Genomic DNA, 25106 nt, shown 5'->3' with positions numbered 1-25106 from the left:
TTTATCGAGACTCAGTAGACTGTCAACACAACAACAAAAGTGATTAAAGGAATACACGTGGAAGTTCGTCATAACTGGACGCATGCTGAAGTGCGCGATCTCATGGAAAAACCATTCATGGATCTCCTATTCGAAGCGCAGCTTGTTCATCGTCAATACCAACAAACCAACCATGTTCAAGTAAGCACGCTTTTGTCGATTAAGACAGGTGCTTGTCCAGAAGATTGTAAGTACTGTCCTCAGAGTGCTCGCTACACCACAGACATTGAAAAAGAGCGTCTGATGGAAGTAGAGCGTGTACTCGACGCCGCACAAAAAGCGAAAAACGCTGGTTCTACTCGATTCTGTATGGGTGCAGCATGGAAAAACCCGAAAGAGCGTGACATGCCGCATTTGACCGACATGATCAAAGGCGTGAAGGGCATGGGTTTAGAAACGTGTATGACATTGGGCATGTTGACGCCAGATCAAGCAAAGCAATTGGCAACCGCTGGTCTGGATTACTACAACCACAACCTAGATACCTCGCCTGAGTTCTACGGCAATATCATTACCACCCGTACTTACCAAGACCGTTTAGATACTTTGTCTCACGTGCGTGATGCTGGCATGAAGATCTGTTCCGGTGGCATCATCGGCATGGGTGAAAGTGCTAATGACCGAGCAGGTTTGTTGGTTGAATTGGCGAACTTACCGGTACACCCTGAAAGCGTTCCAATCAACATGCTCGTGAAGGTAAAGGGCACACCATTGGAAGAAGTGGACGACGTTGAGCCGTTCGACTTTATTCGTCTGATTGCAATAGCACGAATTATGATGCCCCAATCCGCAGTCCGTTTATCGGCTGGTCGTGAAAACATGAACGAACAAATGCAAGCGCTGTGTTTTATGGCGGGTGCAAACTCCGTCTTCTATGGTTGCAAACTTCTGACCACGCCAAACCCTTCTGAAGACAAAGACATGATGCTGTTCGACAAGCTCGGCATTAACAGCCAAGAGGTGTCTCAAAAACCTGATGAAATCGAAGAAAACGAGTTACTCGATCGCGTCGTAGAGCGCGTTGCTGCTCGTCCGACAAAAGACGACCTTTTCTACGATGCCAGCGTTTAAATCTCGTATCGAGTCCGCCCTTGCTGAGCGTAAGACGCAAGGGTTGAATCGTTCTATGAATGTGGTGTTTGCCGGTAACCAGTCCGTTTTGGAACACGAAGGCAGACGCTACATCAACTTCTCAAGTAATGATTATTTAGGCTTGGCTAATGACCAAGCGCTTGTTCGTGCTTGGCAGCAAGGTTTAAGCGTATATGGTAGTGGCAGTGGAGCATCACCGATGGTGACTGGTTTTAGTGCCGCGCACAGCAATTTAGAAGCGGCACTAACCGAATGGCTGGGTTACGAAAGGGCAGTCCTGTTTGGCTCTGGATTCAGTGCTAACCAAGCTTTGTTATTCACCTTGTTAGAAAAATCAGACGTATTGATCCAAGACCGTTTGAACCATGCCTCACTAATGGAAGCGGGGATGTTGTCACCAGCTAAGATGAAGCGTTTCAAGCACAATGACATCGAACACCTGAAGTCGCTGATTAATAGCGAAGACAACCATCTAGTTGTGACTGAAGGGGTATTCAGCATGGACGGTGATTGTGCCCCACTTGCTGATATAGCTGAAGTCGTTCGCAGTCATGATGCTTGGTTCGCCGTCGATGATGCACACGGTATCGGCGTTCTTGGCCAATCTGGTGGTGGTTCTTGCGAGTTGGCAGCGGTTAAACCCGAGATACTGATCGTTACTTTCGGCAAAGCGTTTGGTATGTCTGGCGCGGCTATTTTATGTGACCACGCAACGGGGGACTTTTTAACTCAGTTTGCTCGTCACCATGTGTATTCCACGGCGATGCCTCCGGCACAAGCCTATGCGCTCACGCATGCTGTCTCGATGGTTCAAGAGCAGTCTTGGCGACGTGAAAAGCTCACAGAGTTAAGTGAAGTGTATCGAGATAGCCTCAGCGACGTTGAGGGCTTTGTTGAGACTCAAACTTCGATTAAGCCGTTTGTGATTGGTGAATCTGATTTGGCTTTGCGAGTAGCAGGTGCTTGTCGCCAAAACGGTATTTGGGTTACTGCTATTCGTCCTCCAACAGTTCCGAAAGGGACGTCTCGTCTGCGAATCACACTCACTGCTAATCACACTAACGAACAAGTTAAAACGCTTTCAATGGCATTGAAGCAAGCATTAGGAACGCAGTAATGGATAATGCAGAGCAAATGAAGTTGGATTGCTTACTGCCTAATAAACAAGCGATCGCCGCTTCCTTTAGTAAGGCGGCTGACACATACGACAAACATGCCGCTTTCCAGCGTGATGTCGGCCATCGCTTACTAGACAAACTTCCGAATGACTTAACTCATCAACGTGTTTTGGATTTAGGATGTGGTACGGGCTATTTTTCTCAACTTCTTCAAGAGCGTGGCGCTGAAGTGTTTTGTGTGGACATCTCTCAAGAGATGTTAAGCAAAGCTATGGTGCGCTGTGGCCATGAACGAATGAATTATGTGCTAGCCGACGCAGAAAACTTACCTTTCGACGATACAAGCTTCGACTACGTATTCTCTAGCTTGGCTTTGCAATGGTGTGCCGATTTAAGTTATCCCCTGAGAGAAGTTCGTCGTGTACTAAAAGCTAATGGGAAGGCGGCTTTTTCTACACTAGCTGAAGGGTCACTGTGCGAGTTGCGTGCATCATGGAAAAAAATTGATGCATATCAACACGTCAATAACTTTCTATCGCTCAATCAGGTAAAAATTGCGTTAGCGCAATCTCGATGTGACAACCATCAACTAGACTTGACCACCATCACAGTTTGGTACGACTCAGCATTTTCAGTTATGCGTGACCTCAAAGGTATAGGTGCAAATCACGTAAGCGGGCGCTCACATGGTTTAACCAGTCGAGAGACTTTGTTGCAAGTTGAGCATGAGTACCAAGCGTTTAAAAATGATCAAGGTCTTCTACCTGCAAGTTATCAGGTTTGTTTTGGAGTAATACATCTATGATTGATGCTTTTTTTATTGCTGGTACGGATACTGATGTAGGAAAAACGGTAGCGTCTAAAGCCATTTTGCAAGCGTTGGCAGCAAAAGGACTAAACACTATTGGTTATAAACCAGTGGCAGCAGGGAGTGATAAGACTGAAGCTGGATGGCGTAACTCTGACGCCTTACATTTACAAGCGGCCGCGACACTTGATGTCGCTTATGATGATGTGAATCCATACGCTTTAGAATTGCCTGCTTCTCCTCACATAGCGGCAAAACATGAACATGTCGAAATAAAATACGAACTCCTCAGTGAAAAGCTGGCTCAACACAAGCAGCAAGCTGATGTCGTTCTCGTTGAGGGCGCTGGTGGTTGGCGTGTGCCTGTGTCAGATACCGACTGTTTATCTACTTGGGTACAAGCAGAGCAGTTACCCGTGGTCTTGGTGGTTGGTATTAAATTAGGTTGTTTGAGCCATGCTTTACTCACGGCAGAAAGTATTAAAGCAGATGGCTTGAATCTTGTTGGTTGGGTGGCAAACCGAGTGAACCCTGGCACCGAGCACTATGCTGATATTATCGAGATGCTTGAAGCGCGTATTGGTGCGCCTAAGCTTGGCGAAATCCCATACATTCCAAGTGCTAAGCGCAAAGAGCTAGGCAAGTACATTAATGTCGAGCCTTTGCTAAATACTGACTGATTGTGTTTAAAATACTAAAAACCAAAGGGCTGCGTAATGCAGCCCTTTTTTTATTGGTGTAGTCTATAACATCAGATTACTTATCTTGGCTAAGCCCCATCAATGCTTGCTGAGTTTCTGCAACACGCTGAGACATATGATGATCGGTTGAAATACCAAGTTGTTGCTTCGCCTCATCCTCTGAGATGCCTAGATGACAACGTAGTAAATCAATAGCCATTTGATAATCGTTAGTTTCTACCATGGTTTTTCCCTCAATACATGGAAGTTTTGAGCTCACCTAATGTACCTTTTTAATGTACTTAGAGTGGCTCTGTTTTGTTCATCTCACTTGAATCTAGCATGTCCATGTCGCCGCACAATAAGACCAAAGTCTATAGCGGGGCTAACATACTGTTTTTGGTCTAGTAAAATATTTCTAGCTAAGTTGCCCAGAGGTGATTGATTTAACATCAAGGTCATCCATTGATAGATGAGGTGCGATTCAAAGTACTTTTCATTACGGAAAGGAATGAATATGAATGGAGGTAATGGCTTTTATCAGAACGTGCCTAGAAATCGCTTGAACATAATCTTTCAGTCTCGAAAACAAATGTTGCAATTTATTGCTTAACCTTGTTTTTATCGCGGATAGACTATATCTATAACGCACGGAGCATGAAACTTAGCGGAATTGGCTTTTACAGCGATTACCACCTGTTCCTTATAACAATCCGTTTTAAAAAAACGATAAGCTTCCTCGGAGAAAAGTAATGAAGCGAATTATGTTATTCCTAGCAACTAACCTAGCTGTCGTGCTAGTGCTTAGTGTTGTTCTGAATATTGTTTACGCTACCACTGGAATGCAACCTGGCAGTCTTTCTGGTTTGCTAGTTATGGCCGCCATATTTGGTTTTGGTGGTGCACTTATTTCGTTGATGATGTCAAAGGGCATGGCACTGCGCTCGGTTGGCGGTATGGTCATTGAAAGTCCGCGTAACGAAACTGAGCATTGGTTAGTCGAAACTGTGGGTCGTCAAGCTCAGCAAGCGGGTATTGGTATGCCAACGGTGGCTATTTATGACTCACCAGATATCAATGCATTCGCGACGGGGGCAAAGCGAGATGACTCTCTTGTCGCGGTTTCCACTGGCCTTTTACACAATATGACTCGTGATGAAGCAGAAGCGGTACTGGCCCACGAAGTGAGCCATATTGCAAATGGTGACATGGTCACGATGACATTGATGCAAGGCGTTGTGAACACGTTTGTTATCTTCCTATCCCGTTTTATCGCCAATATTGTGGCATCGAACGATGATGAAGAAGGTCAAGGTACAAACATGATGGTTTACTTCGGTGTATCTATGGTGCTTGAGCTAGTGTTTGGTTTCTTAGCAAGCTTTATTACCATGTGGTACAGCCGTCATCGCGAATTCCATGCCGACGCAGGTGCTGCTCACTTAGTTGGTAAAGAGAAAATGATCGCGGCATTGGAACGTTTGAAGATGAGTCACGAATCTCAACTTGATGGCACAATGATGGCATTCGGTATCAATGGCAAGCAGTCATTGACTGAGCTTCTGATGAGCCACCCTCCGCTAGATAAACGTATTGCAGCGTTACGTAGTCAGCAATACTAGTTGTAAAAAACTGACAGCGCACACGAAAGTAATCGTTAATTTCCTGAAAAGGCTTGGTTTTGACCAAGCCTTTTTTTTGATCGATTGATCGCTTGCGAGATTCATCACGTATCTACCTACAGAAATAAAGTTATACAAAATAATTTTTGTACAACTTTTAAAGAATGAACTATCTTGTACATATAATAATTTTGTACAACTTGATGGGCATGTAGGAGTAAACACATGGACATACAGTCTGTTGGCAATATCTATCAAAAGCTGAATAAAGCGAACTTACATCTGCTTAAAGACGTATATCACCAAGATGTCGTCTTTGAAGATGCTGCCCATCGTTTAGAGGGGTGGCCTGCACTTTCAGATTACTTCACATCATTATATGCCAACGTCATAAGCTGTGACTTTGTTATCCACGAACATCAACAAGTCGGAGATACTGGCTTCCTAACGTGGACCATGGATCTTCAGCATCCCAAACTTCAAAAAGGTGCACCTATTCTCGTTAATGGTGTGTCGCATCTTAAATTCAGCGAAGGCCAAGTTATTTATCACCGAGATTACTTTGATCTCGGAGAAATGCTTTACGAAAACTTACCTTTACTTGGCTCAGTCGTAAAAACCATCAAGCAGAGGTTAGGACAATGAACAATACTATCTTAATCACTGGCGCTACCTCCGGAATAGGGAAGCAACTGGCTTTAGATTACGCGAACTCTGATTGGAGCGTTATTGCTTGTGGGCGAAACAAAGACGTTCTTGCTGAATTGGGGGCTGCTTCTTCTAATATCCATACATTGCAGTTTGACGTGACAAACCATGAACAAACTCAGCAGGCGCTGTCCAGTTTGCCTTTCACGCCGAGTACCTGGGTTTTTAATGCAGGGGATTGTGAGTATATGGACAACGGTGTGGTTGACGCGAAACTCATGGCGCGTGTGATGAATGTAAACGTCGTTGGTGTTGCCAACTGCGTAGAAGGTTGCCAACCACACTTAGATAAAGGGCATCGCATCGTTATCGTGGGTTCTATCGCTTCAGAAGTCGCGTTACCAAGGGCTGAAGCCTACGGCGCTTCTAAGGCCGCTGTGAGCTACTTTGCTCGCACATTAGCTGTTGATTTGAAGAAGAAGGGCATTCAAGTAGTGACCGTGTTCCCAGGCTTTGTGGAAACCCCGTTAACTGACAAAAATGACTTCGAAATGCCGATGATTATTTCTACGCGGCAAGCCTCGAACTCTATCAGAAAACAGTTGGCTGCCAACAAGACTCACATCTATTTCCCCGCGAGGTTTACCAGTATTTTACGTTTTATCTCGTTACTTCCATACAGTTGGCAAGCTCGCCTAACTGCTAAACTCGTGTCATAAGAAGGAATAAAAATGAAAACAGCAGGAAGAAAGAATATAGCGATTGTGGGGACTGGAATTGCTGGCCTTACGTGTGGTTACTATCTACATAAAGAGCACGATGTCACCGTATTTGAAGCTAACGATTACATTGGCGGGCACACCGCGACGGTGGATGTAAAACTCGATGGTAAAGAATATGCGATTGATACGGGCTTTATCGTTTACAACGATCGCACTTATCCTAATTTCATCAAAATGATGAACGAGATTGGTGTCGAAGGATTGCCAACCCAGATGAGCTTCAGCGTAAGAAACGACGGCAATGGCTTGGAATATAACGGTCATACCGTGTCGACATTATTTGCTCAAAAGCGCAATTGGGTAAATCCTAAGTTCTATCGTTTTATCTTCGAGATCCTTCGTTTCAACAAACTTGCCAAAAGCGTCGCTAGCAAACAATCGAGTCATTCTCAGACGCTAGGTGAGTTTCTTGATGAGCACAACTTCAGTACTTTCTTTTCAGATAACTACATTTTGCCGATGGGCGCTGCAATTTGGTCTTCGACTTTAGCGGACATGCGCGCATTTCCGCTGATGTTTTTCCTTCGCTTTTTCTTAAATCACGGATTGCTTGATGTCACTAACAGACCGCAATGGTATGTAATTAAAGGTGGCTCTCGTGAGTACATTCCACCTTTGACTCAAGGTTTTATCGATAAAATTCGACTCAATAGTCCGGTAGAAAAAGTGCTCCGTAGTGAGAATGGTGTGGGTTTAAAAGTTAACGGTGAAATGCACTGGTTTGATGATGTCATCTTTGCTTGTCACAGTGATCAAGCGATGAACATGTTAGGTGACATTAGCCCAGTCGAGCAAGAGGTGCTGGGTAATATGGCTTATCAAGCGAATGAAGTGGTGCTTCACACTGATACGAGTTTACTTCCAAAGCGTAAAGCGGCGTGGGCTTCGTGGAACTACCTACTGGAGGGCAGTGAAGACGAACAGCAACGTCTCCCTTCGCTCACTTACAACATGAATATTCTCCAACATGTTCAATCTGAGCACACATTCTGTGTCACGCTAAATAGCACTGAGCAGATCGAACCGAGCAAAGTATTACGGACGTTTACCTATCACCATCCAGTGTTCTCCACCGACTCTATCGCTGCACAGCAACGTAAAGAAGAGGTGCAAGGGCTGAACAATACTTGGTTTTGCGGCGCTTATTGGTACAACGGTTTCCATGAGGATGGCGTTCGCAGCGCGTTGGACGTAGTGAAAGGGCTTGAAGAGAAATATCGCGTTCATACTGCTGTCAACTTAGAAAAAGGTGCAGCGTGATATGGATAGCCAAATGAACAGCCAGTTGTTTGTTGGCAACGTTCGGCATCGCAGGTTCACGCCGATAAAACATGAATTAAACTACTCATTGTTTATGCCAGCTATTGACGTTGATGAGCTAAAAAAACTAGAGGAAAAAGTTTGGGGTTTTGGCTCTCGTTGGTGGCATTGGGCACGCTTTAAACGCAGTGACTATGTTGGTAAGGGCTGCTTAAAGGTGGCCGTACACGACAAAATTGAAGAGTTAACAGGTGTTCGTTGTATCGGCAAGGTCATCGCTGTTTGTCATTTGCGCTATTTAGGACTTTATTTTAGTCCGGTGAATTTCTACTACGTTTATAACAAAGAAGGGGAATGGAAATACCTCTTAGCTGAAGTCAGCAATACACCTTGGAACGAGCGTCATTACTACGCAGTCGCTGCTGAGCAAAACGATGAAAACTTTGGATGGGAACAAGAGAAAGCCTTTCATGTTTCTCCGTTTAATCCGATTGACCAACAGTATCACTGGAAGATTAAACCACTGACGGACAAGTTAAGGATTCATCTTGAATGCCACAAAAGCGAAAAGCACTTTGATGCGACGATGACAATGAAAGCTCAAGTGTTTTCGAGCAAAAGCTTATTGAAGTGTTTGATCGTTATGCCAATACAGACGGTAAAAGTAATGGTTGGTATTTATTGGCACGCATTAAAACTTTGGGTGAAAGGCGCGCCTTTTTATTCTCATCCTAAATATTCAACACACGACGAAATAGAAGCCGACACTAAAAAAACAGACAAAAAAAATAAAAAGCACAAGGAGAATTCTGCATGTTAAATACCAGTTCTATGACATTGCCGCGCAAATTGACGACAACACAAAAGGCGGCTCGCGGAGTTATTTTTCAATGTCTGCAAAAAATGGAAATCGGCTGCTTAACTGTTATTGAAAGCTTTAAGACGGAAACGACAGAAAGAAGCGAGCGCTTTAATGCGCCCAACGGTGAATACAGCGGTCAGCCTGTTGTGGCGACGATTGAGGTAAAGCATCCTGGCTTTTACTCGCGAATCTTGCAAGGTGGCAGCATTGCAGCGGGTGAGGCTTATATGGATGGTTGGTGGGACAGCCCGGATCTAACCTCGTTAATGAAACTTATGGCTCTCAATATGCGCGCGCTAGATAAACTTGAAGAGAAAGGAAGTTGGCTGACTAAAATACTGTACAAGTTCAGTCATTGGACCAACCGCAATTCTCAAGAGAACTCTCGTAAAAACATTCATGCGCATTACGACTTGGGCAACAATTTGTACGAGTCATTTTTAGACGACAACATGCTGTACTCATCGGCCTTATATGTGCAAGACAACGATACTTTGGAACAAGCGCAAATCAACAAAATGGATCGTTTGTGCCAGCAACTTGAGCTTCAACCATCCGATCGAGTGATTGAGATCGGTACAGGTTGGGGTGCTATGGCCATTTACATGGCAGAGCAATATGGTTGTCATGTAACGACAACGACGATTTCTGAAGAGCAGCATGCTTACGCTGAACAAGAAATTAGAGAGCGAAATTTGGGTGACAAGATCACTCTATTAAAACAAGACTATCGAGACCTTTCGGGTCACTACGATAAGTTAGTCTCGATAGAAATGATCGAAGCGGTTGGAAAACAATTTTTGCCTTCCTACATCAAGCAATGCCAATCATTACTCAAGCCGGGTGGTTTAATGGCAATTCAAGCCATCACTATCGCTGACCAGCGTTATGATTACTACAGTAACAACGTTGACTTTATCCAGAAATATATCTTTCCAGGTGGTTTTTTACCTTCGGTTACATCTTTAACTCAAGCTGCGACCAAATACAGTGACTTGGTGGTGAGAGACTTATTTGATATTGGCTTGGACTATGCGAAAACCTTGAGCGAGTGGCACTCTAGATTTAATCAAGCTGAAGAGCACGTACGCTCTCTCGGTTATGACGACCGCTTTGTCCGCATGTGGCGCTATTACCTGAGCTATTGTGAAGGCGGCTTTTTAGCTCGAAGTATCAGTGCCGTTCACATGACATTCCAGCGACCTTAAACCGTTATGAAGTTGCTGATTGCCTCTACATGGTTCCAGCTCTGTTGGTTCTCTGCAGTGCTTGGGACCTATCAATGGCAGTGGCTAACACTGATCTTAACATTTCTTACTCTTGTCTATTGTTGGAGGATGGACGCTTCTGCCTTGAAGCACATCGCGAGTATCGTTTTGGCGGGTGTAGTGCTCGATACGCTCAATCAACAGTTTTCTGTTTTTGTCTTTCCAACACAATGGTTACCCATTTGGTTGTTGTGCCTTTGGGTTTTGTTCTCTTGGTATGCCTATCAGCTCAAGCCTGTTTTGTACCGTTTCCCAAAAATCTACGTATCAATTGTAGGTGGCGTTGGAGGAACCGTCAGTTACTACGCCGGTTACAAGCTCCAAGTCGTTGAATATGGATTTAATACCAGCGTCACGTTGGTCATTCTATTTGCTGAATGGTTTGCCATGACACTTTTGATACTCAAGGTATACGGATATGAAAAGCTTGAAGAGAGATTTAACCCAGAGGCTGATTAAGGTAGTTGCTTCTCTAGTAGTTATGGGCTCCTTTGCTCTACAAGCTCAGCCAGTTGGAAACAGTGAAAACGCAGATAAGATGTCGAGTTGGAAGGGTTGGAAAACCGTCGGTGAGGCACAACTCACATGGTTCATCTTCGATATATATCAGTCTCGACTAAGCGCACCTGATGGAAAGTTCATTGTAAATGGCGATGTATCACCACACCCTCTGGCATTGGAGATTAACTATCAAAGAGACATCAGCAAGCAGCAGTTGCTTGATGTAACTGATGAGCAATGGGCAAAGCTTGGTTTTGCTGAATCATATCGAAAAAGTTGGATCAGTGAACTAAACCGTATGTTCCCTGATATAAAAAAGGGGGATGAGCTTACTTACTTAACCGATGGTAAAACTGGTCAGCTTCTTTACCGACAAGCTGGCATTGCACAAATTAAGACAGTCGGCTTCGTTCAAGATGAGCGAATGAACGATGCGTTTTTGTCTATATGGTTGTCACCTAATACAGAGTTCCCGAAACTTCGAAAACAATTAATAGGGCAGGTTAGATAGTGCTTAAACGAATTTTAAAATCAATCGCCTTGGTCGCTGCGGCCTTACTTTCAGCATGCTCAGCGGATATCGATCATTATCAATCTTCTACACCGACTTTTGATTTATTCGGCTATTTTGAAGGCGATACAAAGGCGTGGGGGATGGTCCAAGATTACACTGAACAACAAACTCGTCGTTTTGAAGTCGACATCGTGGGTACTGTGGAAGGTAACACGTTGACGCTGGTGGAAGACTTTGTGTTTGATGATGGAGAGGTTGACCAGCGAATTTGGGTTATTACCAAATTAGAAGATGGACGCTATGAAGGTAAAGCAGAGGATATTATTGGTGTAGCCACAGGGATTGAGCAAGGCAATGCGTTGCAGTGGCAGTATGAGTTTGAGTTGCAAATGGATGACTCAACAGTAGCGGTCGCTTTTGATGATTGGCTTTATCGTCAGGACGAGAAGCATGTTTTCAATCTCACCAAAATTAAAAAGTTTGGTATAGAGGTCGGGACAATAACCTTATTCTTCCAAAAACAGCCATAATAGTTGAGGGATTTATCCTCTTGCATTACTACCAAATAACCGAAATTATTTCTTCCTAACTAAAAAGGTTGACGCTTTCACGTCAACCTTTTCAATTGCAGATCATCAAGGTGTGATTACAGCTTATCTGTCAGCTCAACCGCTTGACCAATGTAGTTCGCTGGCGTCATCTCTTTCAGACGTGCTTTCTCGTGCTCAGGGAGCTCAAGACCGTCGATGAAGTTGCGCATTGCTTCGCCATCTACACGCTTACCACGAGTTAGCTCTTTTAGTTTCTCGTATGGCTTCTCGATGCCGTAACGACGCATAACTGTTTGTACTGGCTCAGCTAGTACTTCCCAGTTCTTGTCTAGTTCAGCAAGAAGTGCTTCACGGTTTACTTCTAGCTTGCTGATACCTTTTAGCGTAGAAGTGTAAGCGATGATTGCGTAGCCAACACCAACACCAAGGTTACGTAGAACCGTTGAGTCAGTTAGGTCACGTTGCCAACGAGAGATAGGCAGCTTTTGTGCTAGGTGGCCGAATACTGCGTTCGCAAGACCTAGGTTACCTTCAGAGTTTTCAAAGTCGATTGGGTTAACTTTGTGCGGCATTGTTGAAGAACCGATCTCACCAGCAATGGTTTTTTGCTTAAAGTGGCCTAATGCAATGTAACCCCAAACGTCACGATCGAAGTCAATCAGGATAGTGTTGAAACGAGCGATAGCGTCGAACAGCTCAGCGATGTAATCATGCGGCTCGATTTGTGTTGTGTAAGGGTTCCAAGTTACGCCTAGAGACTCTGTAATGAATTCTTCAGAGAACTTGTGCCAATCTAGCTCTGGGTAAGCAGAAAGGTGTGCGTTGTAGTTACCTACTGCACCGTTGATTTTCGCTAGGATCTCAACGTTTTCGATTTGCTTGAATTGACGCTCCATACGGTACGCCACGTTTGCCATTTCTTTACCCATTGTAGATGGAGAAGCAGGCTGGCCGTGTGTACGAGATAGAAGAGGAATGTCGCGGTATTCAACTGCGAGTGCTTTGATAGCGTCAATTAGGTTACGGATTTCTGGAAGAATCACTTGCTCACGTGCTTCTTTTAGCATTAACGCATGAGAGGTGTTATTGATGTCTTCAGAAGTACATGCAAAGTGGAAGAACTCATTAACAGCGTGCAGTTCAGGAACGTCTGCTACTTTCTCTTTTAAGAAGTACTCAACCGCTTTAACGTCGTGGTTAGTTGTACGCTCGATTTCTTTAATACGGCGTGCATCTTCTTCAGAGAAGTTAGCAGCAAGGTCGTCTAGGAATTGGTTAGCTTCTGCGCTGAATGCTGGCACTTCTGCAATTTCAGCAGTAGCCGCTAGCTTCTGTAGCCAACGAATTTCTACGATAGTACGGTATTTTAGTAGACCGTACTCGCTGAAAATTTCGCGTAACGCAATCGTCTTACTTCCGTAACGGCCGTCTACTGGTGAAACAGCAGTCAATGCTGACAGTTCCATGATGTTCTCCTGAATTGGGTTTCTAAATTTCGTGAGCGTTATACCAATAACTGTGGCAATTGTCACGAATATTGCGCAAACGTTTGCGCGGGATTTGTTTTATTCGAAAAAAAGTAGCTCGCGATAAACGCGAGCTAGCAGAGTATTCTATATTCTGGCTAACAGGATTTGAGCCTGTTCGACCATTTTCTTTCGGCCAAAAATTAGATGACGACGTTTACCGCCTACTTGGCGCCACAGAACGGCACTACGAATACCAGATAGCAGTAGAGCACGGACTTTGTGTTGGCTTGCCGTTTGTTGCAGTACAGAAGGCGTGCCTGTTACTTGAATGCGTGGTCCAATAGGGCTAACAACATCCAAGTAGATGCTTGCTAAATTGCTGATCATTTGATCATCTAGCAGCTCAAAATGCTCTGACTGACGTTTGGCCATTTGGATACGGTCACCAAGCTGGGACATGGCATCGTTGCGAGCGCTTAACTTACGCTCTAGCGCCATTAAGCTAATGATGTAACGAGTGATCTCACTGCCTGATGGGGTGCTATCAATCCCTTTAACCAGACACTCCAGACCGAGCTTTAGATCGGCTTCGCGACCGAATACGCCAACGGTGTTAGCAGGGTTTGTGTTCAAAATAGCGTTAATTGATGTTTCAAAAGCATCTTGATCACAATGCCCGTTTCTCGCAACTTGTTGAACCAAAGCGACAGCTTGGCAAATACCAGCGAAAGCGATAGTACGGTCATAAAGTGTATTCGCCACGTAACGACTCCTAAGCTTGAGAATATTTAATGCGTTGCTCGATGATGCCGCCACCTAGACATACGTCATCTTTATAAAACACTGCTGATTGACCAGGCGTCACTGCAATTTGTGGTTCATCAAAGATCACTTTAATGTTTTCATCATCGATCGGGATGATTGTACAAGGAATATCTTCCTGACGGTAACGAGTTTTCACTGTGCACTTCATAACATCGCGAATTGGCTCACGATCTACCCAGTGAAGTTGTGACGCAAGTAGACCTTCTGATTTTAGCATCGGGTGGTCTTTACCTTGGACTGCGATTAGCACGTTACGCTCTAGGTCTTTTTCACCAACAAACCACGGCTCTTCATTACCACCGCCGCCTTTACGGCCACCGATGTGTAGACCTTTACGCTGACCTAGTGTGTGGTACATCAAACCTTGGTGTTGACCGATCACTTCGCCTTCTGGCGTTTCGATATTACCAGGCTGAGCAGGAAGGTAACGACCTAGAAAGTCGGTAAATTTACGCTCACCGATGAAACAAATACCTGTCGAGTCTTTCTTCTTCGCTGTTACTAAACCTTGCTCTTCCGCAATACGGCGTACTTCAGGTTTCTCTAAATCACCAACAGGGAAGAGGCTACGGCCAATTTGTTCGTGGCTTAGTGTATATAGAAAGTAGCTCTGGTCTTTGTTGCCATCTAGGCCACGCAACATCGCTGGTTTCTCACCGTTATCCGGGAAAGAGCGACGTACGTAGTGACCCATTGCAATGTAGTCAGCATCAAGCACTTCATCAGCGAATTCTAGGAATGCTTTGAACTTGATTTCTTTGTTACAAAGAATGTCAGGGTTCGGTGTACGACCCGCTTTGTATTCAGCAAGGAAGTACTCAAATACGTTATCCCAGTATTCGGCAGCAAAGTTGATGGTGTGTAGATGAATGCCTAGCTTGTCACATACTGCCTGAGCATCAGCAAGATCTTCTGCTGCTGTACAATATTCTTCGTTGTCATCTTCTTCCCAGTTCTTCATGAACAGGCCTTCTACTTGGTAGCCTTGTTGCTTGAGAAGATACGCAGAAACAGATGAATCAACGCCGCCGGACATACCGACGATGACTTTCTTTTGGCTGTTATCAGACATTACTAAACACCACTTAAATAAACGGGATGCAGATTCTATCAGAATCCACAGACCGGTGACAGATCCGAGATCGAAATCACAATTCGTTTCGCTGCATTTTTCTTCAACAGAAATTCGAACGGGCAATTTCGCAAGTATAGAAGAGGTATATATGGCATAGTTGGCAAAAATCCAAGAGGAAAGTCCAAATGACCGAAGAAAACCAGTTTATGCAAGAAGCCGAGTTGATTGAAATTGTTGAAAACCAACTTGAGGACGGCAATCCATTAAAAGTTAAAGAGACGCTAATGCGCTTAATGATGACAGGGACACCTAGAGAAGAAGCGGTTGCAATGATGGCATGTGCCATGTCGATTGAAATTTTCGATGTGATGAAAAATGAAGGTGAGTTCAACCTAAAGCGTTACTGCGAGCACCTTGAGCAACTGCCAGATCTAAGTTTTATGGAAGGTGAATAAGGAGTCTAGAAGAAAAAAGCGGCTAGCAAACGTTTGCTATAATTGCTTTTATTGCCGCTTTATTATTAGCAGTATAGAATCCGTTCTCCTTTTCATCCCCTTACTCAGACTGACAATATGAAATTTCCTGGACAACGCAAATCGAAGCACTATTTTCCTGTTCATGCTCGTGACCCGCTGGTGAGCCAAGCACAAGAAAGCAAGAAGATGACGCGCACTCACATCATTGGTATTGACCAAACTTTGGTTGATATTGAAGCTAAAGTTACAACGGATGTGATTGAAAAGTACGGTCTGAGTAAAGGTCACTCTTTGGTTATTGATGACGAAAGAGCAGAAGAGTTGTACCAGCAACTTAAAGAAGAGAACTTAATTACCAATGAGTATGCGGGTGGCACAATTGGTAACACGCTACACAACTACTCTGTGCTAGCAGATGATCGCTCTACGCTGCTTGGAGTGATGAGCCAGGATATCAAAATTGGCAGCTATGGCTACCGTTACCTTTGTAATACATCAAGCCGCATGGACTTGAACTACCTACAAGGTGTTGATGGCGCTATCGGTCGTTGTTTCGCTCTTATTACAGAAGATGGTGAACGTACTTTTGCGATCAGTGAAGGGCAAATGAACCAACTGCATCCTGATAGCATTCCAGAAAAAATCTTTAAAAATGCATCGGCGCTTGTACTAACGTCATATTTAGTACGTTGTAAAGAAGGCGACCCAATGCCTGAAGCAACAATGAAAGCGATTGAGTACGCGAAAAAGAATGATGTGCCCGTTGTTCTGACTCTTGGGACGAAGTTCGTTATTCAAGATGACCCGAAATATTGGCAAGAATTCATTCGAGATAACGTTTCAGTCGTTGCGATGAATGAAGATGAAGCAGAAGCTCTGACGGGTGAGTCAGACCCACTTGCTGCATCTGATAAAACACTGGAGTGGGCAGATCTAGTATTGTGCACCGCGGGGCCTGTAGGCCTATTTATGGCGGGTTATACGGAAGACAGCGCGAAGCGCGAAACTTCTTTGCCATTACTTCCGGGGTCAATCGCTGAATTTAATCGCTATGAATTTAGTCGTCCGGCGAAAAAAGACACATGTGAAACACCAATAAAAGTGTACTCACATATCTCGCCATATATGGGTGGTCCAGAAAAAATCAAGAATACCAATGGTGCAGGTGATGCTGCGTTATCTGCTGTTCTTCATGATATGGCGGCAAATAAATACCATAAAGAAAATGTGCCTAATTCAAGCAAGCACAGTAACGAATATTTAACTTACTCTTCTTTTTCTCAAGTATGTAAATACGCAAACCGTGCGAGCTACGAAGTTCTCGTGCAACATTCTCCACGTTTGTCACGTGGGCTTCCTGAGCGAGAAGATAGCCTAGAAGAAGCATACTGGGAACGTTAATACACAGTAGTTTAATTAACCATTCTATAACTAAAGTAAAAGGCGCATTAAAAAATGCGCCTTTTTTATTTGTAATGAACCAAATAAAAAAGGCTCCCATTGGGAGCCTTTTAAAAATAGCGCGGATTTAGATCAGGAAATCATCCAGAGATTTACCTGCATCAAGTTGCTCTTGAATTGCAGAAGGTGTACGACCTTGGCCAGTCCAAGTCTTCTCATTACCGTTTGAGTCTGTGTATTTGTATTTAGCTGGACGAGGTGCACGCTTCGCTTTGCCTTTCGTCTTAGTTTCGCCAGATAGCGCAGTAATAAGCGCTTCTACGTCAATACCGTCTTGAGCAATTTTCTCTGCGATCTCTGCTAGCTTAGCTTCTTGCTCAGCTTGTGCTGCACGTTCTGCTTCTTCTGCTTCACGACGCTCTTCTACAACAGTAGTTAGTTTATCTAGAGCTTCTTCCAATTGTTCTAGAGTCAGCTCACGAGAAAATGCACGAAGGCTACGGATATTTAGAAGGGTTTTAGTCAGCTCTGACATAACGATTCCTATTAAAAGGTTAATGTGTTGGGCACTTTTTATCGTTACGATTAAATAATGCCAATCTATAAATAAACAAAGAGTCCTTATATTTAACTTTATCTTTTCCTTATGTGCAAATACTAAATCAAGATTTTGTTTAAATTTAGCTATTTTTTTAAAGCAATAAATATTATTACACTCGAAATAAATCTTATTAGATGAGAATTGAAATCAACACTCGTTATTGTATAGAGATAGAGCCAGCTTGGTTTTTATAAAAAAAGTTGAGTTATTACTTAAAAATATGAAGCGTCCATCTTTGATGGAGTGTCATATATCCTTAATTTATTGATACAAGATAAACCATGATATTTTTAAGGTAGTAATAATGTTTCATAAATAACAAAATTGATGTGATTTCAGTTGCACAAAACTAACTTGAAGTAGACAAGGTTTATAAATTATCTCAGTCATTATTTATTTGTTTAATTTAGTTTGATGTGTTGCATTGACTCTCATCATAAGTACAATGGCTGCTACCTGATGCAATATTGCAGACAATTTGTTGTTAATTTGTACAGTTAGTGGTTAATTGTTTGTTGTTGCCGTAGAGGCGCGGTCTCGAAGAGTAGCTATTATTGGGGTGATGCCAATGAATAATAGTGGAAGGCGAAGATTGCCGAAGTAAGTAACTCATCAAAGTTACTTGCTGGGGTTGTATCTGAAAGGAACAACACTGCCATAGTATATATTCACATTAAACTATGGAGCGCTACTGTAGGGTTGGGTGGAGTGTTCGCTTCCCTGTCGCTAAGTTCAACATGAGCACGTATCGTATGCTACGTGACTTGTCTGCAGTAGATCTCTAGCCAAACTTTGGTTTTTGAAGATCATGAATTTAATAGATTTTTCTAGTTCTCCTGTTTCATTATTGCCACCTATTGTCGCTTTGACTTTGGCGATTTTGACTCGACGTGTATTAGTTTCCTTGGGTGTAGGTATCGTGCTGGGTGCGGTTCTACTTAATAGCTGGTCTATCGGTGATACCGTTAGTTACGTGAGTTCTCAAGTTTCTTCTGTCTTTATTGAAGATGGCGGAATTAACACTTGGAACATGAGCATTGTTGGTTTCCTAATCTTATTAGGTATGACAACTGCATTATTAACGCTATCTGGTGGTACTCGTGCATTTGCCGAATGGGCACAATCTCGAGTGAAGAGTAAACGCGGCTCCAAACTTCTTGCTGCCTTTTTAGGCGTATTCATTTTTGTCGACGATTACTTTAACAGTCTTGCTGTTGGTGCCATTTCTCGTCCAGTAACCGATCGTTTTTATGTGTCTCGCGCGAAGCTTGCATACATTCTAGACTCAACTGCTGCACCAATGTGTGTGATCATGCCTGCTTCTAGCTGGGGTGCTTACATTATTACGATTATCGGCGGTATCTTAGTCTCACATGGGATCACTGAGTATTCGGCTCTTGGCGCGTACGTTCGTCTTATTCCAATGAACTTCTACGCAGTTTTTGCACTGCTTATGGTGTTTGCTGTGGCGTGGTTTGGCCTCGATATCGGTAAGATGCGTGAGCATGAAATCTCTGCATCTCAAGGCCGCGGCTTTGATAAAGACAAAGAAAACGACTCGCAAGAAGCGCATGATCTAAACGAAGAGCTAGATATCCGTGAAAGCGAAAAGGGTAAAGTGTCAGACTTGGTACTTCCTATCGTGACGCTGATTATTGCGACTATCGCTTCTATGCTTTACACGGGTGGCCAAGCATTGGTTGCTGACGGCAAAGAGTTTGCGCTTCTAGGTGCGTTTGAAAATACAGATGTAGGTACATCACTAATCTACGGTAGCTTGCTTGGCTTAGCAGTTGCACTGTTTACTGTTGTGAAGCAAGGTCTTCCAATGGGTGAAATTGCACGCACACTTTGGATTGGTGCGAAGTCTATGTTTGGCGCGATTCTAATCCTGGTATTTGCCTGGACTATCGGTTCGGTTATCGGTGACATGAAGACGGGTTCTTACCTTTCTACAATGGCGCAGGGCAATATCAATCCACATTGGCTACCAGTTATCCTATTCTTGTTGTCTGGTCTAATGGCATTTTCAACAGGTACTTCTTGGGGTACGTTCGGCATTATGCTTCCAATTGCGGGTGATATGGCTGGTGCAACCGATCTTGCGCTAATGCTCCCAATGCTAAGTGCAGTTTTAGCCGGTGCCGTTTTTGGTGACCATTGTTCACCTATCTCCGATACCACTATTCTGTCGTCGACTGGTGCACGTTGTAATCATATTGATCACGTATCGACCCAGTTGCCTTATGCATTGTCCGTGGCGCTAGTTTCCTGTGTTGGCTTCATTACTTTGGGGATGACTGCGTCAATTGCATTCTCATTCATTGCTGCATCAATCACATTTATTATTGTATGTGGAGCACTTTCTTGGTTGTCGAAGTCTAAAATGGCATCGTGCCAAAATGTCTAGTACAGCTCAGTATTTTTAATAAAGAGGAAGCTCCGCTAAATTTAGCGGAGCTTTTTTTTAACGCGATTTAGGTGAGGGGGGCAATCGCGTTTTTGGGGATAATCGTTTCGTGTTAAAAGCGAGCTATTTGTGTTCTGAGCACTCCTTTCTGTGCTGTGATAGAAAATCTATCAACCGACTTCTTCTTAGCTCTAAGCAAAGAAAGCAAAGACTATGCCTAGTTTAAGTTGTTGATTTTAAAGGCGGTAATATCAAGAGATTTATGATGAGGGGCTAAGTAAATGATATATGATGAGTTGTCTGTTACACAGTGTCACGTTACACCTGTACAGCAACTAAACATTTAAGTTGTATTTCTTTATTAGACGATAAAGCGTTGTTCTTGAAATACCAAGATGACGTGCGGCCGCACTCATATTGTGCTTATTTTCTTCGATAGCTTGCAGTAGGTAGTCAAGATCAATTTGGTCCACTGAAGGGAGTAATTGCCTTTCATTATTATCAAGGCCCAAGTCAGCGACGAGAAGCGTGTGATCTTCACACATGACAATCGCTCGTTGGATTACATTTCGCAGTTCTCTTACGTTACCTGGCCAACGATGCTTGAGGAGCTTGGCTTTCACTTTATCCGACATTTTTTGTACCTGACCATGAGACAAATCTGTTAAGAAGTGTTCTGATAACATAAGGATATCTTTCCCACGCTTTCTCAGTGGAGGAATAGTTAATGGCAAGATATTAAGCCGATAGAATAAATCTTCACGGAATCCGCCTTGTACAACCTCATTTTTCAAATCCACGTGGCTCGCAGCAATGACTCTACAGTCCACATCAATGAATTTATCAGCGCCGACTTTATGGATTTGCTTACTCTCTAAAAAGTGCAGAAGGTGGATTTGTAGATCCGGCGGCATATCACCAATCTCATCTAGGAATAGGGTACCTTTATGCGCTTTTTGAATAAAACCGATACGATCTGAAATCGCTCCTGTAAATGCTCCTTTTTCGTGACCGAAAAGTTCGGACGCAATAAGACCACTTGGAATTGCGCCGCAGTTAACTTCAACAAAAGGTGCCGAGTGTCTGTTCGACAACTGATGAATAAGACGAGCACAGAGACCTTTGCCCACCCCTGTTTCACCCTGAATGAGTACTTCAGCATCACATTGAGCGTACTTTTGGATTGCCGTGCGAAGTTCTTGGATACATGCACTATTGCCGATTAATGGGTATAGTGTTGTATCGCTGAAATCCACAGCTTGTTTGTTACTACCGTTACGCAGTTTCATGGTTAATCACTATTTTTTGCCCCACTCAAATAATAGTTTTGAATGAGTCGTCTCAAACGTGAGTGGATGTCTCTTTATTGAGAATGATGTCAATTACTAAGGGCGGTGAGATCTAAATAGTTGTTTTGATGAAAATTCATACTATTCTTCTTTTTCTTTAAGAATAGGGTTGAATAGAAACCTAATTTCTACCCATATACTCAACTGAAATTAAATTTAAATCCTTTAAAATCAAGTAATTATAAAAAATAGTTAGAAAATGCTAAATTCAGTATTGAAAAATATAGAATCCTTGGTTAGTGTGGTTACTAACGAAGCAACTCAATAGAGCCTTAAATAAGTATGCGTAATTTTGTAATGAACATTCATCACCATCATCACCCAATCTAGTCTTTCGGGCGATGCACGCATACCCGGGAGGCAGGAAACTCCCGGAGGTGAAATCAAAGTAAAAGCAGATTTTAAACCCTCGGGAGACTCCAATCTCTCGAGGGTTTTTTAGTTTTATTAATTCAAAAATTACTTAGATATCAAAATCTTGCACAGGGAAAAAGCAATGCAGACACAACGCTTAAGAATCGCAATTCAGAAAAAAGGTCGCCTTAGCAAAGAGAGCCAAGCTCTGCTAAAACAGTGCGGCGTAAAATTTAATGTAATGGGTGAGCGTTTAGTGGTTCACTCGGAGAACATGCCAATTGATTTGCTTTTGGTTCGTGACGATGACATCCCTGGTCTGATTATGGATGGTGTTGTTGACTTAGGTTTCATTGGTGAAAATGAACTGGAAGAAGTTCGTCTAGATCGTAAAGCCCTGGGTGAACCATGTGAGTTTGTACCACTTCGTCGACTTGACTTTGGCGGTTGTCGATTGTCTATCGCTATCAACAAGGATGAAGAGTACAACGGTCCACAAGACTTAGCTGGTAAGCGTATTGCCACAACTTACCCTCAACTCCTAAAAGCTTACATGGATGAAGCAGGCGTTCCATTCTCCACATGTATGCTAACTGGCTCTGTAGAAGTTGCACCTCGCGCAGGTCTAGCTGACGCTATTGCTGATTTGGTATCGACTGGCGCAACGTTAGAAGCGAATGGCTTAAAAGAAGCGGAAGTGATCTTTAAATCTAAAGCGACGCTGATTCAACGTATCGGTGAGTTTGATGCAGACAAAACCGCACTGATTGAAAAACTACTGACTCGCATGCAAGGCGTACAACAAGCGAAAGAGTCTAAGTACATCATGCTTCACGCGCCAGCTGAAAAGCTCGATCAAATCAAAGCACTACTTCCTGGTGCTGAGGATCCTACTGTTCTTCCTCTTTCTGCAGATAAGCAGAAAATGGCTGTTCACTTAGTGAGTTCTGAGAACCTGTTCTGGGAAACCATGGAACAGCTAAAAGAGTTAGGTGCTAGCTCAATCCTAGTGCTACCAATTGAAAAAATGATGGAGTAAACATCATGAGAACAGTCGTTTGGCAATCTTTAAGTGAAGAGCAGCAAGATTCGATCTTAGAACGTCCTGCTATTGCAGAAGGTGCAAATATCACTGCAGCAGTGTCTGAGGTTATCGCTAAAGTTAGAAATGAAGGCGACTCTGCTCTCAACGAGCTGACAGAAAAGTTTGATCGCGTTAAACCTGAGTCCATTCGTGTTTCTTCTCAGGAAATAAAAGCCGCTTCAGAGCGCTTGTCTGAATCAATGAAAAACGCATTAGAGCAAGCTTATGCCAATATTTCTAAATTCCACAAAGCGCAAAAGCCACAGCCAATTAAAGTCGAAACTCAACCGGGTGTGCTTTGTGAACAGGTAACACGTCCAATTCAAAAAGTGGGTTTGTACATTCCTGGTGGTAGCGCGCCATTGCCATCGACGGTTTTGATGCTGGGCGTGCCTGCGAAAATTGCTGGCTGTCGTAAAGTTGTGCTTTGTTCTCCGCCTCCAATCGCTGACGAGATCCTTTACGTAGCAAAATTGTGTGGCATTGATGAAGTGTACAACGTCGGTGGTGGTCAAGCTGTTGCTGCAATGGCATATGGTACAGAGACCGTATCAAAAGTTGATAAGATTTTTGGCCCGGGTAACGCTTACGTGACGGAAGCAAAGCGTCAGGTGAGCAATGATTTCCGTGGCGCAGCGATTGATATGCCAGCGGGTCCTTCGGAAGTTCTTGTGATTGCGGATGAAACAGCGGACCCAGATTTTATTGCGGCGGACCTTCTAAGTCAGGCAGAGCATGGACCTGACTCTCAAGTTGTACTTGTGACGCCATCAGCCATTATTGCAGATCAGGTGACAGATGCCGTTCGTCGTCAATTGAAAGAGTTGTCTCGTTCAGAGATTGCAGAAAAAGCGCTCGCATCGAGTTTAATCATTATTGCTGAATCGATTACCCAAGCGATCTCTATTTCTAATTATTATGGCCCTGAGCACTTAATTGTTCAGACTAAGAACCCACGCGAGCTTCTGCCTCTATTAGACAACGCAGGTTCGATCTTCCTTGGTGATTGGTCGCCTGAATCTGCAGGTGATTACGCATCGGGCACTAACCACGTTCTTCCTACTTACGGTTACACACGGACATATTCAAGCTTAGGTTTGGCTGATTTTTCTAAACGAATGACGGTTCAAGAGCTTTCAGCTGACGGTCTTAAAAATCTTGCGCCAACGGTTGTCACCATGGCTGAAGCAGAAGGTCTGGACGCCCACAAACGTGCTGTTACTATCCGTGTAGAAAAATTAGTAAGTAAGTAAGAATAAGAGAGTAAAGAGATGGAAAAGCTAGCGCGTAAACAAGTCCAACAACTAACACCTTATCTTTCGGCTCGCCGAATTGGTGGTACAGGTGACGTATGGCTGAACGCCAACGAATCGCCATTCAACAATGAATACAAAACAGACTTTGCTCGTCTTAATCGTTACAGCGAATGCCAGCCGAAAGAACTGATTTCTGCTTACGCCGCGTATGCTGGAGTGAAGCCAGAACAAACGCTGACTTCTCGCGGTGCAGATGAAGGTATTGAGTTATTGATTCGTGCTTTCTGTGAACCGGGTGAAGACGCGATTTTATACTGCCCACCGACTTACGGTATGTACGCCATCAGTGCAGAAACCATCGGTGTAGAGCGCAAAACGGTGCCGCTAATGTCAGATTGGCAACTAGACCTTGCAGGCATCGAAGCGAATCTAGATAACGTAAAACTGGTTTTCGTATGCTCGCCAAACAACCCAACGGGTAACTTAGTTAAGCGTGACGATATTGTCTCTCTGCTTGAGATGACAAAAGACCGCGCAATCGTGGTCATGGACGAAGCGTACATCGATTTTTGTCCAGAAGCGTCAACAGTAGATTTATTGGCAGAATATCCAAATCTAGCGATTCTGCGTACTCTGTCGAAAGCTTTCGCGCTTGCTGGTCTTCGTTGTGGATTTACGCTAGCAAACGAAGAACTGATTAACGTCCTTCTTAAAGTGATCGCACCATATCCAGTACCGGTGCCAGTTGCAGAAATTGCTACTCAAGCGCTCTCAGAAGCAGGATTAGCGCGAGCGAAGTTCCAAGTTCTCGATTTGAACGCGAACCGAGCTTACTTACAAGTTGGTTTGTCGATGATTCCGGGTCTGGAGGTTTTTGAAGGGTGGGGTAACTACTTATTGGTGAAATTCCCAGATGGCGATGCTCTTTTCAAAGCCGCTTGGGATACGGGCATTATCCTGCGTAACTCGCCAATTGAGAACTGCGTGCGTATCAGTGTTGGTAACCGCGACGAGTGTGAAAAGACACTGGGTTTCATTAGAAACTACTATTCATAAATAGA

25 protein-coding genes, 1 riboswitch and 1 other annotated feature are annotated in these 25106 nt (G+C 43.7%); of the genes, 19 read left to right on the top strand and 6 right to left on the bottom strand.

Annotation, left to right across the window (positions count from 1 at the left end):
* Positions 1–57: 57 nt before the first annotated feature.
* Genes bioB through bioD form a run of 4 tightly spaced genes read left to right on the top strand, consistent with a single transcriptional unit; the run spans position 58 to position 3737 of the window.
* On the top strand, positions 58–1110 hold the full coding sequence (gene bioB / locus FKN16_RS05495) for a biotin synthase BioB (RefSeq protein ID WP_012841957.1): 1053 nt from the start codon (positions 58–60) through the stop codon (positions 1108–1110).
* Positions 1097–2248 carry an 8-amino-7-oxononanoate synthase gene (gene bioF / locus FKN16_RS05490; RefSeq protein WP_170902197.1) on the top strand — a complete coding sequence of 384 codons (1152 nt, stop codon included), beginning with the start codon at positions 1097–1099 and terminating at the stop codon, positions 2246–2248. Before bioB ends, bioF begins: the two co-directional genes overlap by 14 nt.
* Positions 2248–3054 (top strand): malonyl-ACP O-methyltransferase BioC, encoded by an 807-nt coding sequence (gene bioC, locus FKN16_RS05485; protein WP_152812426.1) that lies wholly within the window; start codon positions 2248–2250, stop codon positions 3052–3054. The genes bioF and bioC overlap by 1 nt, the downstream gene beginning before the upstream one ends.
* Positions 3051–3737: a dethiobiotin synthase gene (bioD, locus tag FKN16_RS05480; RefSeq protein ID WP_005390831.1), complete on the top strand. Its 687-nt coding sequence runs from the start codon at positions 3051–3053 to the stop codon at positions 3735–3737. Before bioC ends, bioD begins: the two co-directional genes overlap by 4 nt.
* Positions 3738–3813: 76 nt before the next feature.
* Here the strand turns inward: bioD and FKN16_RS05475 are convergent, their stop codons facing one another.
* Positions 3814–4017: a hypothetical protein gene (locus FKN16_RS05475; RefSeq protein WP_162860661.1), complete on the bottom strand. Its 204-nt coding sequence runs from the start codon at positions 4015–4017 to the stop codon at positions 3814–3816.
* Between the two features lie 472 nt (positions 4018–4489).
* On the opposite strand from FKN16_RS05475, the gene htpX reads away from it, so the two are divergent.
* The 9 genes from htpX to FKN16_RS05430 all read left to right on the top strand — a co-directional run bounded on the left by htpX (position 4490) and on the right by FKN16_RS05430 (position 11724).
* On the top strand, positions 4490–5359 hold the full coding sequence (gene htpX, locus FKN16_RS05470; protein ID WP_005390832.1) for a protease HtpX: 870 nt from the start codon (positions 4490–4492) through the stop codon (positions 5357–5359).
* A 225-nt stretch (positions 5360–5584) separates the two neighbouring features.
* Complete coding sequence (locus tag FKN16_RS05465; RefSeq protein ID WP_005390833.1) at positions 5585–6004, top strand: nuclear transport factor 2 family protein; 420 nt, start codon at positions 5585–5587, stop codon at positions 6002–6004.
* A complete protein-coding gene (locus FKN16_RS05460; RefSeq protein WP_006743053.1) occupies positions 6001–6726 on the top strand; it encodes an SDR family oxidoreductase in 726 nt (241 codons plus the stop codon). The genes FKN16_RS05465 and FKN16_RS05460 overlap by 4 nt, the downstream gene beginning before the upstream one ends.
* 12 nt (positions 6727–6738) lie before the next feature.
* Complete coding sequence (locus FKN16_RS05455; protein ID WP_170902195.1) at positions 6739–8049, top strand: NAD(P)/FAD-dependent oxidoreductase; 1311 nt, start codon at positions 6739–6741, stop codon at positions 8047–8049.
* Between the two features lies 1 nt (position 8050).
* Positions 8051–8869 (top strand): DUF1365 family protein, encoded by an 819-nt coding sequence (locus tag FKN16_RS05450; protein WP_170902193.1) that lies wholly within the window; start codon positions 8051–8053, stop codon positions 8867–8869.
* Positions 8863–10119 carry a cyclopropane-fatty-acyl-phospholipid synthase family protein gene (locus FKN16_RS05445; protein ID WP_170902191.1) on the top strand — a complete coding sequence of 419 codons (1257 nt, stop codon included), beginning with the start codon at positions 8863–8865 and terminating at the stop codon, positions 10117–10119. Before FKN16_RS05450 ends, FKN16_RS05445 begins: the two co-directional genes overlap by 7 nt.
* Positions 10120–10125: 6 nt before the next feature.
* Positions 10126–10638, top strand: coding sequence for a DUF2878 domain-containing protein (locus FKN16_RS05440; RefSeq protein ID WP_170902190.1), 513 nt, complete (start codon positions 10126–10128; stop codon positions 10636–10638).
* Positions 10598–11191 (top strand): chalcone isomerase family protein, encoded by a 594-nt coding sequence (locus FKN16_RS05435; protein ID WP_170902188.1) that lies wholly within the window; start codon positions 10598–10600, stop codon positions 11189–11191. The genes FKN16_RS05440 and FKN16_RS05435 overlap by 41 nt, the downstream gene beginning before the upstream one ends.
* Positions 11192–11202: 11 nt before the next feature.
* Positions 11203–11724, top strand: a complete 522-nt coding sequence (locus tag FKN16_RS05430) for a DUF3833 domain-containing protein (protein WP_085343606.1) — start codon at positions 11203–11205, stop codon at positions 11722–11724.
* A 116-nt stretch (positions 11725–11840) separates the two neighbouring features.
* Here the strand turns inward: FKN16_RS05430 and purB are convergent, their stop codons facing one another.
* From purB to mnmA, 3 genes are all read right to left on the bottom strand, one after another.
* Complete coding sequence (gene purB, locus FKN16_RS05425; RefSeq protein WP_005390853.1) at positions 11841–13211, bottom strand: adenylosuccinate lyase; 1371 nt, start codon at positions 13209–13211, stop codon at positions 11841–11843.
* 147 nt (positions 13212–13358) lie between these two features.
* Positions 13359–13976 (bottom strand): high frequency lysogenization protein HflD, encoded by a 618-nt coding sequence (hflD, locus tag FKN16_RS05420; protein ID WP_006743048.1) that lies wholly within the window; start codon positions 13974–13976, stop codon positions 13359–13361.
* A 10-nt stretch (positions 13977–13986) separates the two neighbouring features.
* Positions 13987–15111, bottom strand: coding sequence for a tRNA 2-thiouridine(34) synthase MnmA (gene mnmA, locus FKN16_RS05415; protein ID WP_005390857.1), 1125 nt, complete (start codon positions 15109–15111; stop codon positions 13987–13989).
* 188 nt (positions 15112–15299) lie between these two features.
* Between mnmA and FKN16_RS05410 the strand changes: the two genes are divergently transcribed.
* Together FKN16_RS05410 and FKN16_RS05405 are read left to right on the top strand one after the other, a co-directional pair.
* Positions 15300–15569, top strand: a complete 270-nt coding sequence (locus tag FKN16_RS05410; RefSeq protein ID WP_005390859.1) for a hypothetical protein — start codon at positions 15300–15302, stop codon at positions 15567–15569.
* Positions 15570–15686: 117 nt separating this feature from the next.
* Positions 15687–16991, top strand: a complete 1305-nt coding sequence (locus FKN16_RS05405; RefSeq protein ID WP_005390861.1) for an inosine/guanosine kinase — start codon at positions 15687–15689, stop codon at positions 16989–16991.
* 127 nt (positions 16992–17118) lie between these two features.
* Here FKN16_RS05405 and FKN16_RS05400 read toward each other — a convergent pair whose 3' ends face one another.
* On the bottom strand, positions 17119–17526 hold the full coding sequence (locus FKN16_RS05400; protein WP_005390863.1) for an H-NS family nucleoid-associated regulatory protein: 408 nt from the start codon (positions 17524–17526) through the stop codon (positions 17119–17121).
* Positions 17527–18108: 582 nt separating this feature from the next.
* A riboswitch (Lysine riboswitch) is annotated at positions 18109–18291 on the top strand.
* Between the two features lie 109 nt (positions 18292–18400).
* Here FKN16_RS05400 and tet(35) point away from each other — a divergent pair.
* On the top strand, positions 18401–20002 hold the full coding sequence (tet(35), locus tag FKN16_RS05395; RefSeq protein ID WP_046874775.1) for a tetracycline efflux Na+/H+ antiporter family transporter Tet(35): 1602 nt from the start codon (positions 18401–18403) through the stop codon (positions 20000–20002).
* Positions 20003–20337: 335 nt separating this feature from the next.
* Here tet(35) and FKN16_RS05390 read toward each other — a convergent pair whose 3' ends face one another.
* Positions 20338–21291 carry a sigma-54 dependent transcriptional regulator gene (locus tag FKN16_RS05390; protein WP_005390867.1) on the bottom strand — a complete coding sequence of 318 codons (954 nt, stop codon included), beginning with the start codon at positions 21289–21291 and terminating at the stop codon, positions 20338–20340.
* 365 nt (positions 21292–21656) lie between these two features.
* Positions 21657–21794, top strand: a sequence feature (His leader region).
* 53 nt (positions 21795–21847) lie between these two features.
* Here FKN16_RS05390 and hisG point away from each other — a divergent pair.
* From hisG to hisC, 3 genes are read left to right on the top strand one after another with little or no spacing between them, the layout of a single operon-like run.
* Positions 21848–22744, top strand: a complete 897-nt coding sequence (hisG, locus tag FKN16_RS05385; RefSeq protein ID WP_170902186.1) for an ATP phosphoribosyltransferase — start codon at positions 21848–21850, stop codon at positions 22742–22744.
* Between the two features lie 5 nt (positions 22745–22749).
* Positions 22750–24042 (top strand): histidinol dehydrogenase, encoded by a 1293-nt coding sequence (gene hisD / locus FKN16_RS05380; protein ID WP_170902184.1) that lies wholly within the window; start codon positions 22750–22752, stop codon positions 24040–24042.
* Between the two features lie 18 nt (positions 24043–24060).
* Positions 24061–25101 (top strand): histidinol-phosphate transaminase, encoded by a 1041-nt coding sequence (hisC, locus tag FKN16_RS05375; protein ID WP_006743044.1) that lies wholly within the window; start codon positions 24061–24063, stop codon positions 25099–25101.
* Positions 25102–25106: the final 5 nt, after the last annotated feature.

Source organism: Vibrio sp. 11-4(1), assembly GCF_013048625.1.
In the GTDB taxonomy this organism is placed as follows: domain Bacteria; phylum Pseudomonadota; class Gammaproteobacteria; order Enterobacterales; family Vibrionaceae; genus Vibrio; species Vibrio diabolicus.
This window is presented reverse-complemented; position numbering and strand designations above follow the sequence as displayed.

Bases quoted from the DNA above. Each gene is read 5' to 3' on its own strand.
- hisD (WP_170902184.1), top strand. From the start codon at position 22,750: ATGAGAACAGTCGTTTGGCAATCTTTAAGTGAAGAGCAGCAAGATTCG.
- FKN16_RS05435 (WP_170902188.1), top strand. From the start codon at position 10,598: ATGAAAAGCTTGAAGAGAGATTTAACCCAGAGGCTGATTAAGGTAGTT.
- FKN16_RS05445 (WP_170902191.1), top strand. From the start codon at position 8,863: ATGTTAAATACCAGTTCTATGACATTGCCGCGCAAATTGACGACAACA.
- mnmA (WP_005390857.1), bottom strand. From the start codon at position 15,111: ATGTCTGATAACAGCCAAAAGAAAGTCATCGTCGGTATGTCCGGCGGC.
- FKN16_RS05390 (WP_005390867.1), bottom strand. From the start codon at position 21,291: ATGAAACTGCGTAACGGTAGTAACAAACAAGCTGTGGATTTCAGCGAT.
- FKN16_RS05440 (WP_170902190.1), top strand. From the start codon at position 10,126: ATGAAGTTGCTGATTGCCTCTACATGGTTCCAGCTCTGTTGGTTCTCT.
- bioC (WP_152812426.1), top strand. From the start codon at position 2,248: ATGGATAATGCAGAGCAAATGAAGTTGGATTGCTTACTGCCTAATAAA.
- hisC (WP_006743044.1), top strand. From the start codon at position 24,061: ATGGAAAAGCTAGCGCGTAAACAAGTCCAACAACTAACACCTTATCTT.
- FKN16_RS05455 (WP_170902195.1), top strand. From the start codon at position 6,739: ATGAAAACAGCAGGAAGAAAGAATATAGCGATTGTGGGGACTGGAATT.
- FKN16_RS05400 (WP_005390863.1), bottom strand. From the start codon at position 17,526: ATGTCAGAGCTGACTAAAACCCTTCTAAATATCCGTAGCCTTCGTGCA.
- htpX (WP_005390832.1), top strand. From the start codon at position 4,490: ATGAAGCGAATTATGTTATTCCTAGCAACTAACCTAGCTGTCGTGCTA.
- bioF (WP_170902197.1), top strand. From the start codon at position 1,097: ATGCCAGCGTTTAAATCTCGTATCGAGTCCGCCCTTGCTGAGCGTAAG.
- FKN16_RS05450 (WP_170902193.1), top strand. From the start codon at position 8,051: ATGGATAGCCAAATGAACAGCCAGTTGTTTGTTGGCAACGTTCGGCAT.
- bioD (WP_005390831.1), top strand. From the start codon at position 3,051: ATGATTGATGCTTTTTTTATTGCTGGTACGGATACTGATGTAGGAAAA.
- hisG (WP_170902186.1), top strand. From the start codon at position 21,848: ATGCAGACACAACGCTTAAGAATCGCAATTCAGAAAAAAGGTCGCCTT.
- FKN16_RS05405 (WP_005390861.1), top strand. From the start codon at position 15,687: ATGAAATTTCCTGGACAACGCAAATCGAAGCACTATTTTCCTGTTCAT.
- purB (WP_005390853.1), bottom strand. From the start codon at position 13,211: ATGGAACTGTCAGCATTGACTGCTGTTTCACCAGTAGACGGCCGTTAC.
- FKN16_RS05465 (WP_005390833.1), top strand. From the start codon at position 5,585: ATGGACATACAGTCTGTTGGCAATATCTATCAAAAGCTGAATAAAGCG.
- FKN16_RS05410 (WP_005390859.1), top strand. From the start codon at position 15,300: ATGACCGAAGAAAACCAGTTTATGCAAGAAGCCGAGTTGATTGAAATT.
- FKN16_RS05460 (WP_006743053.1), top strand. From the start codon at position 6,001: ATGAACAATACTATCTTAATCACTGGCGCTACCTCCGGAATAGGGAAG.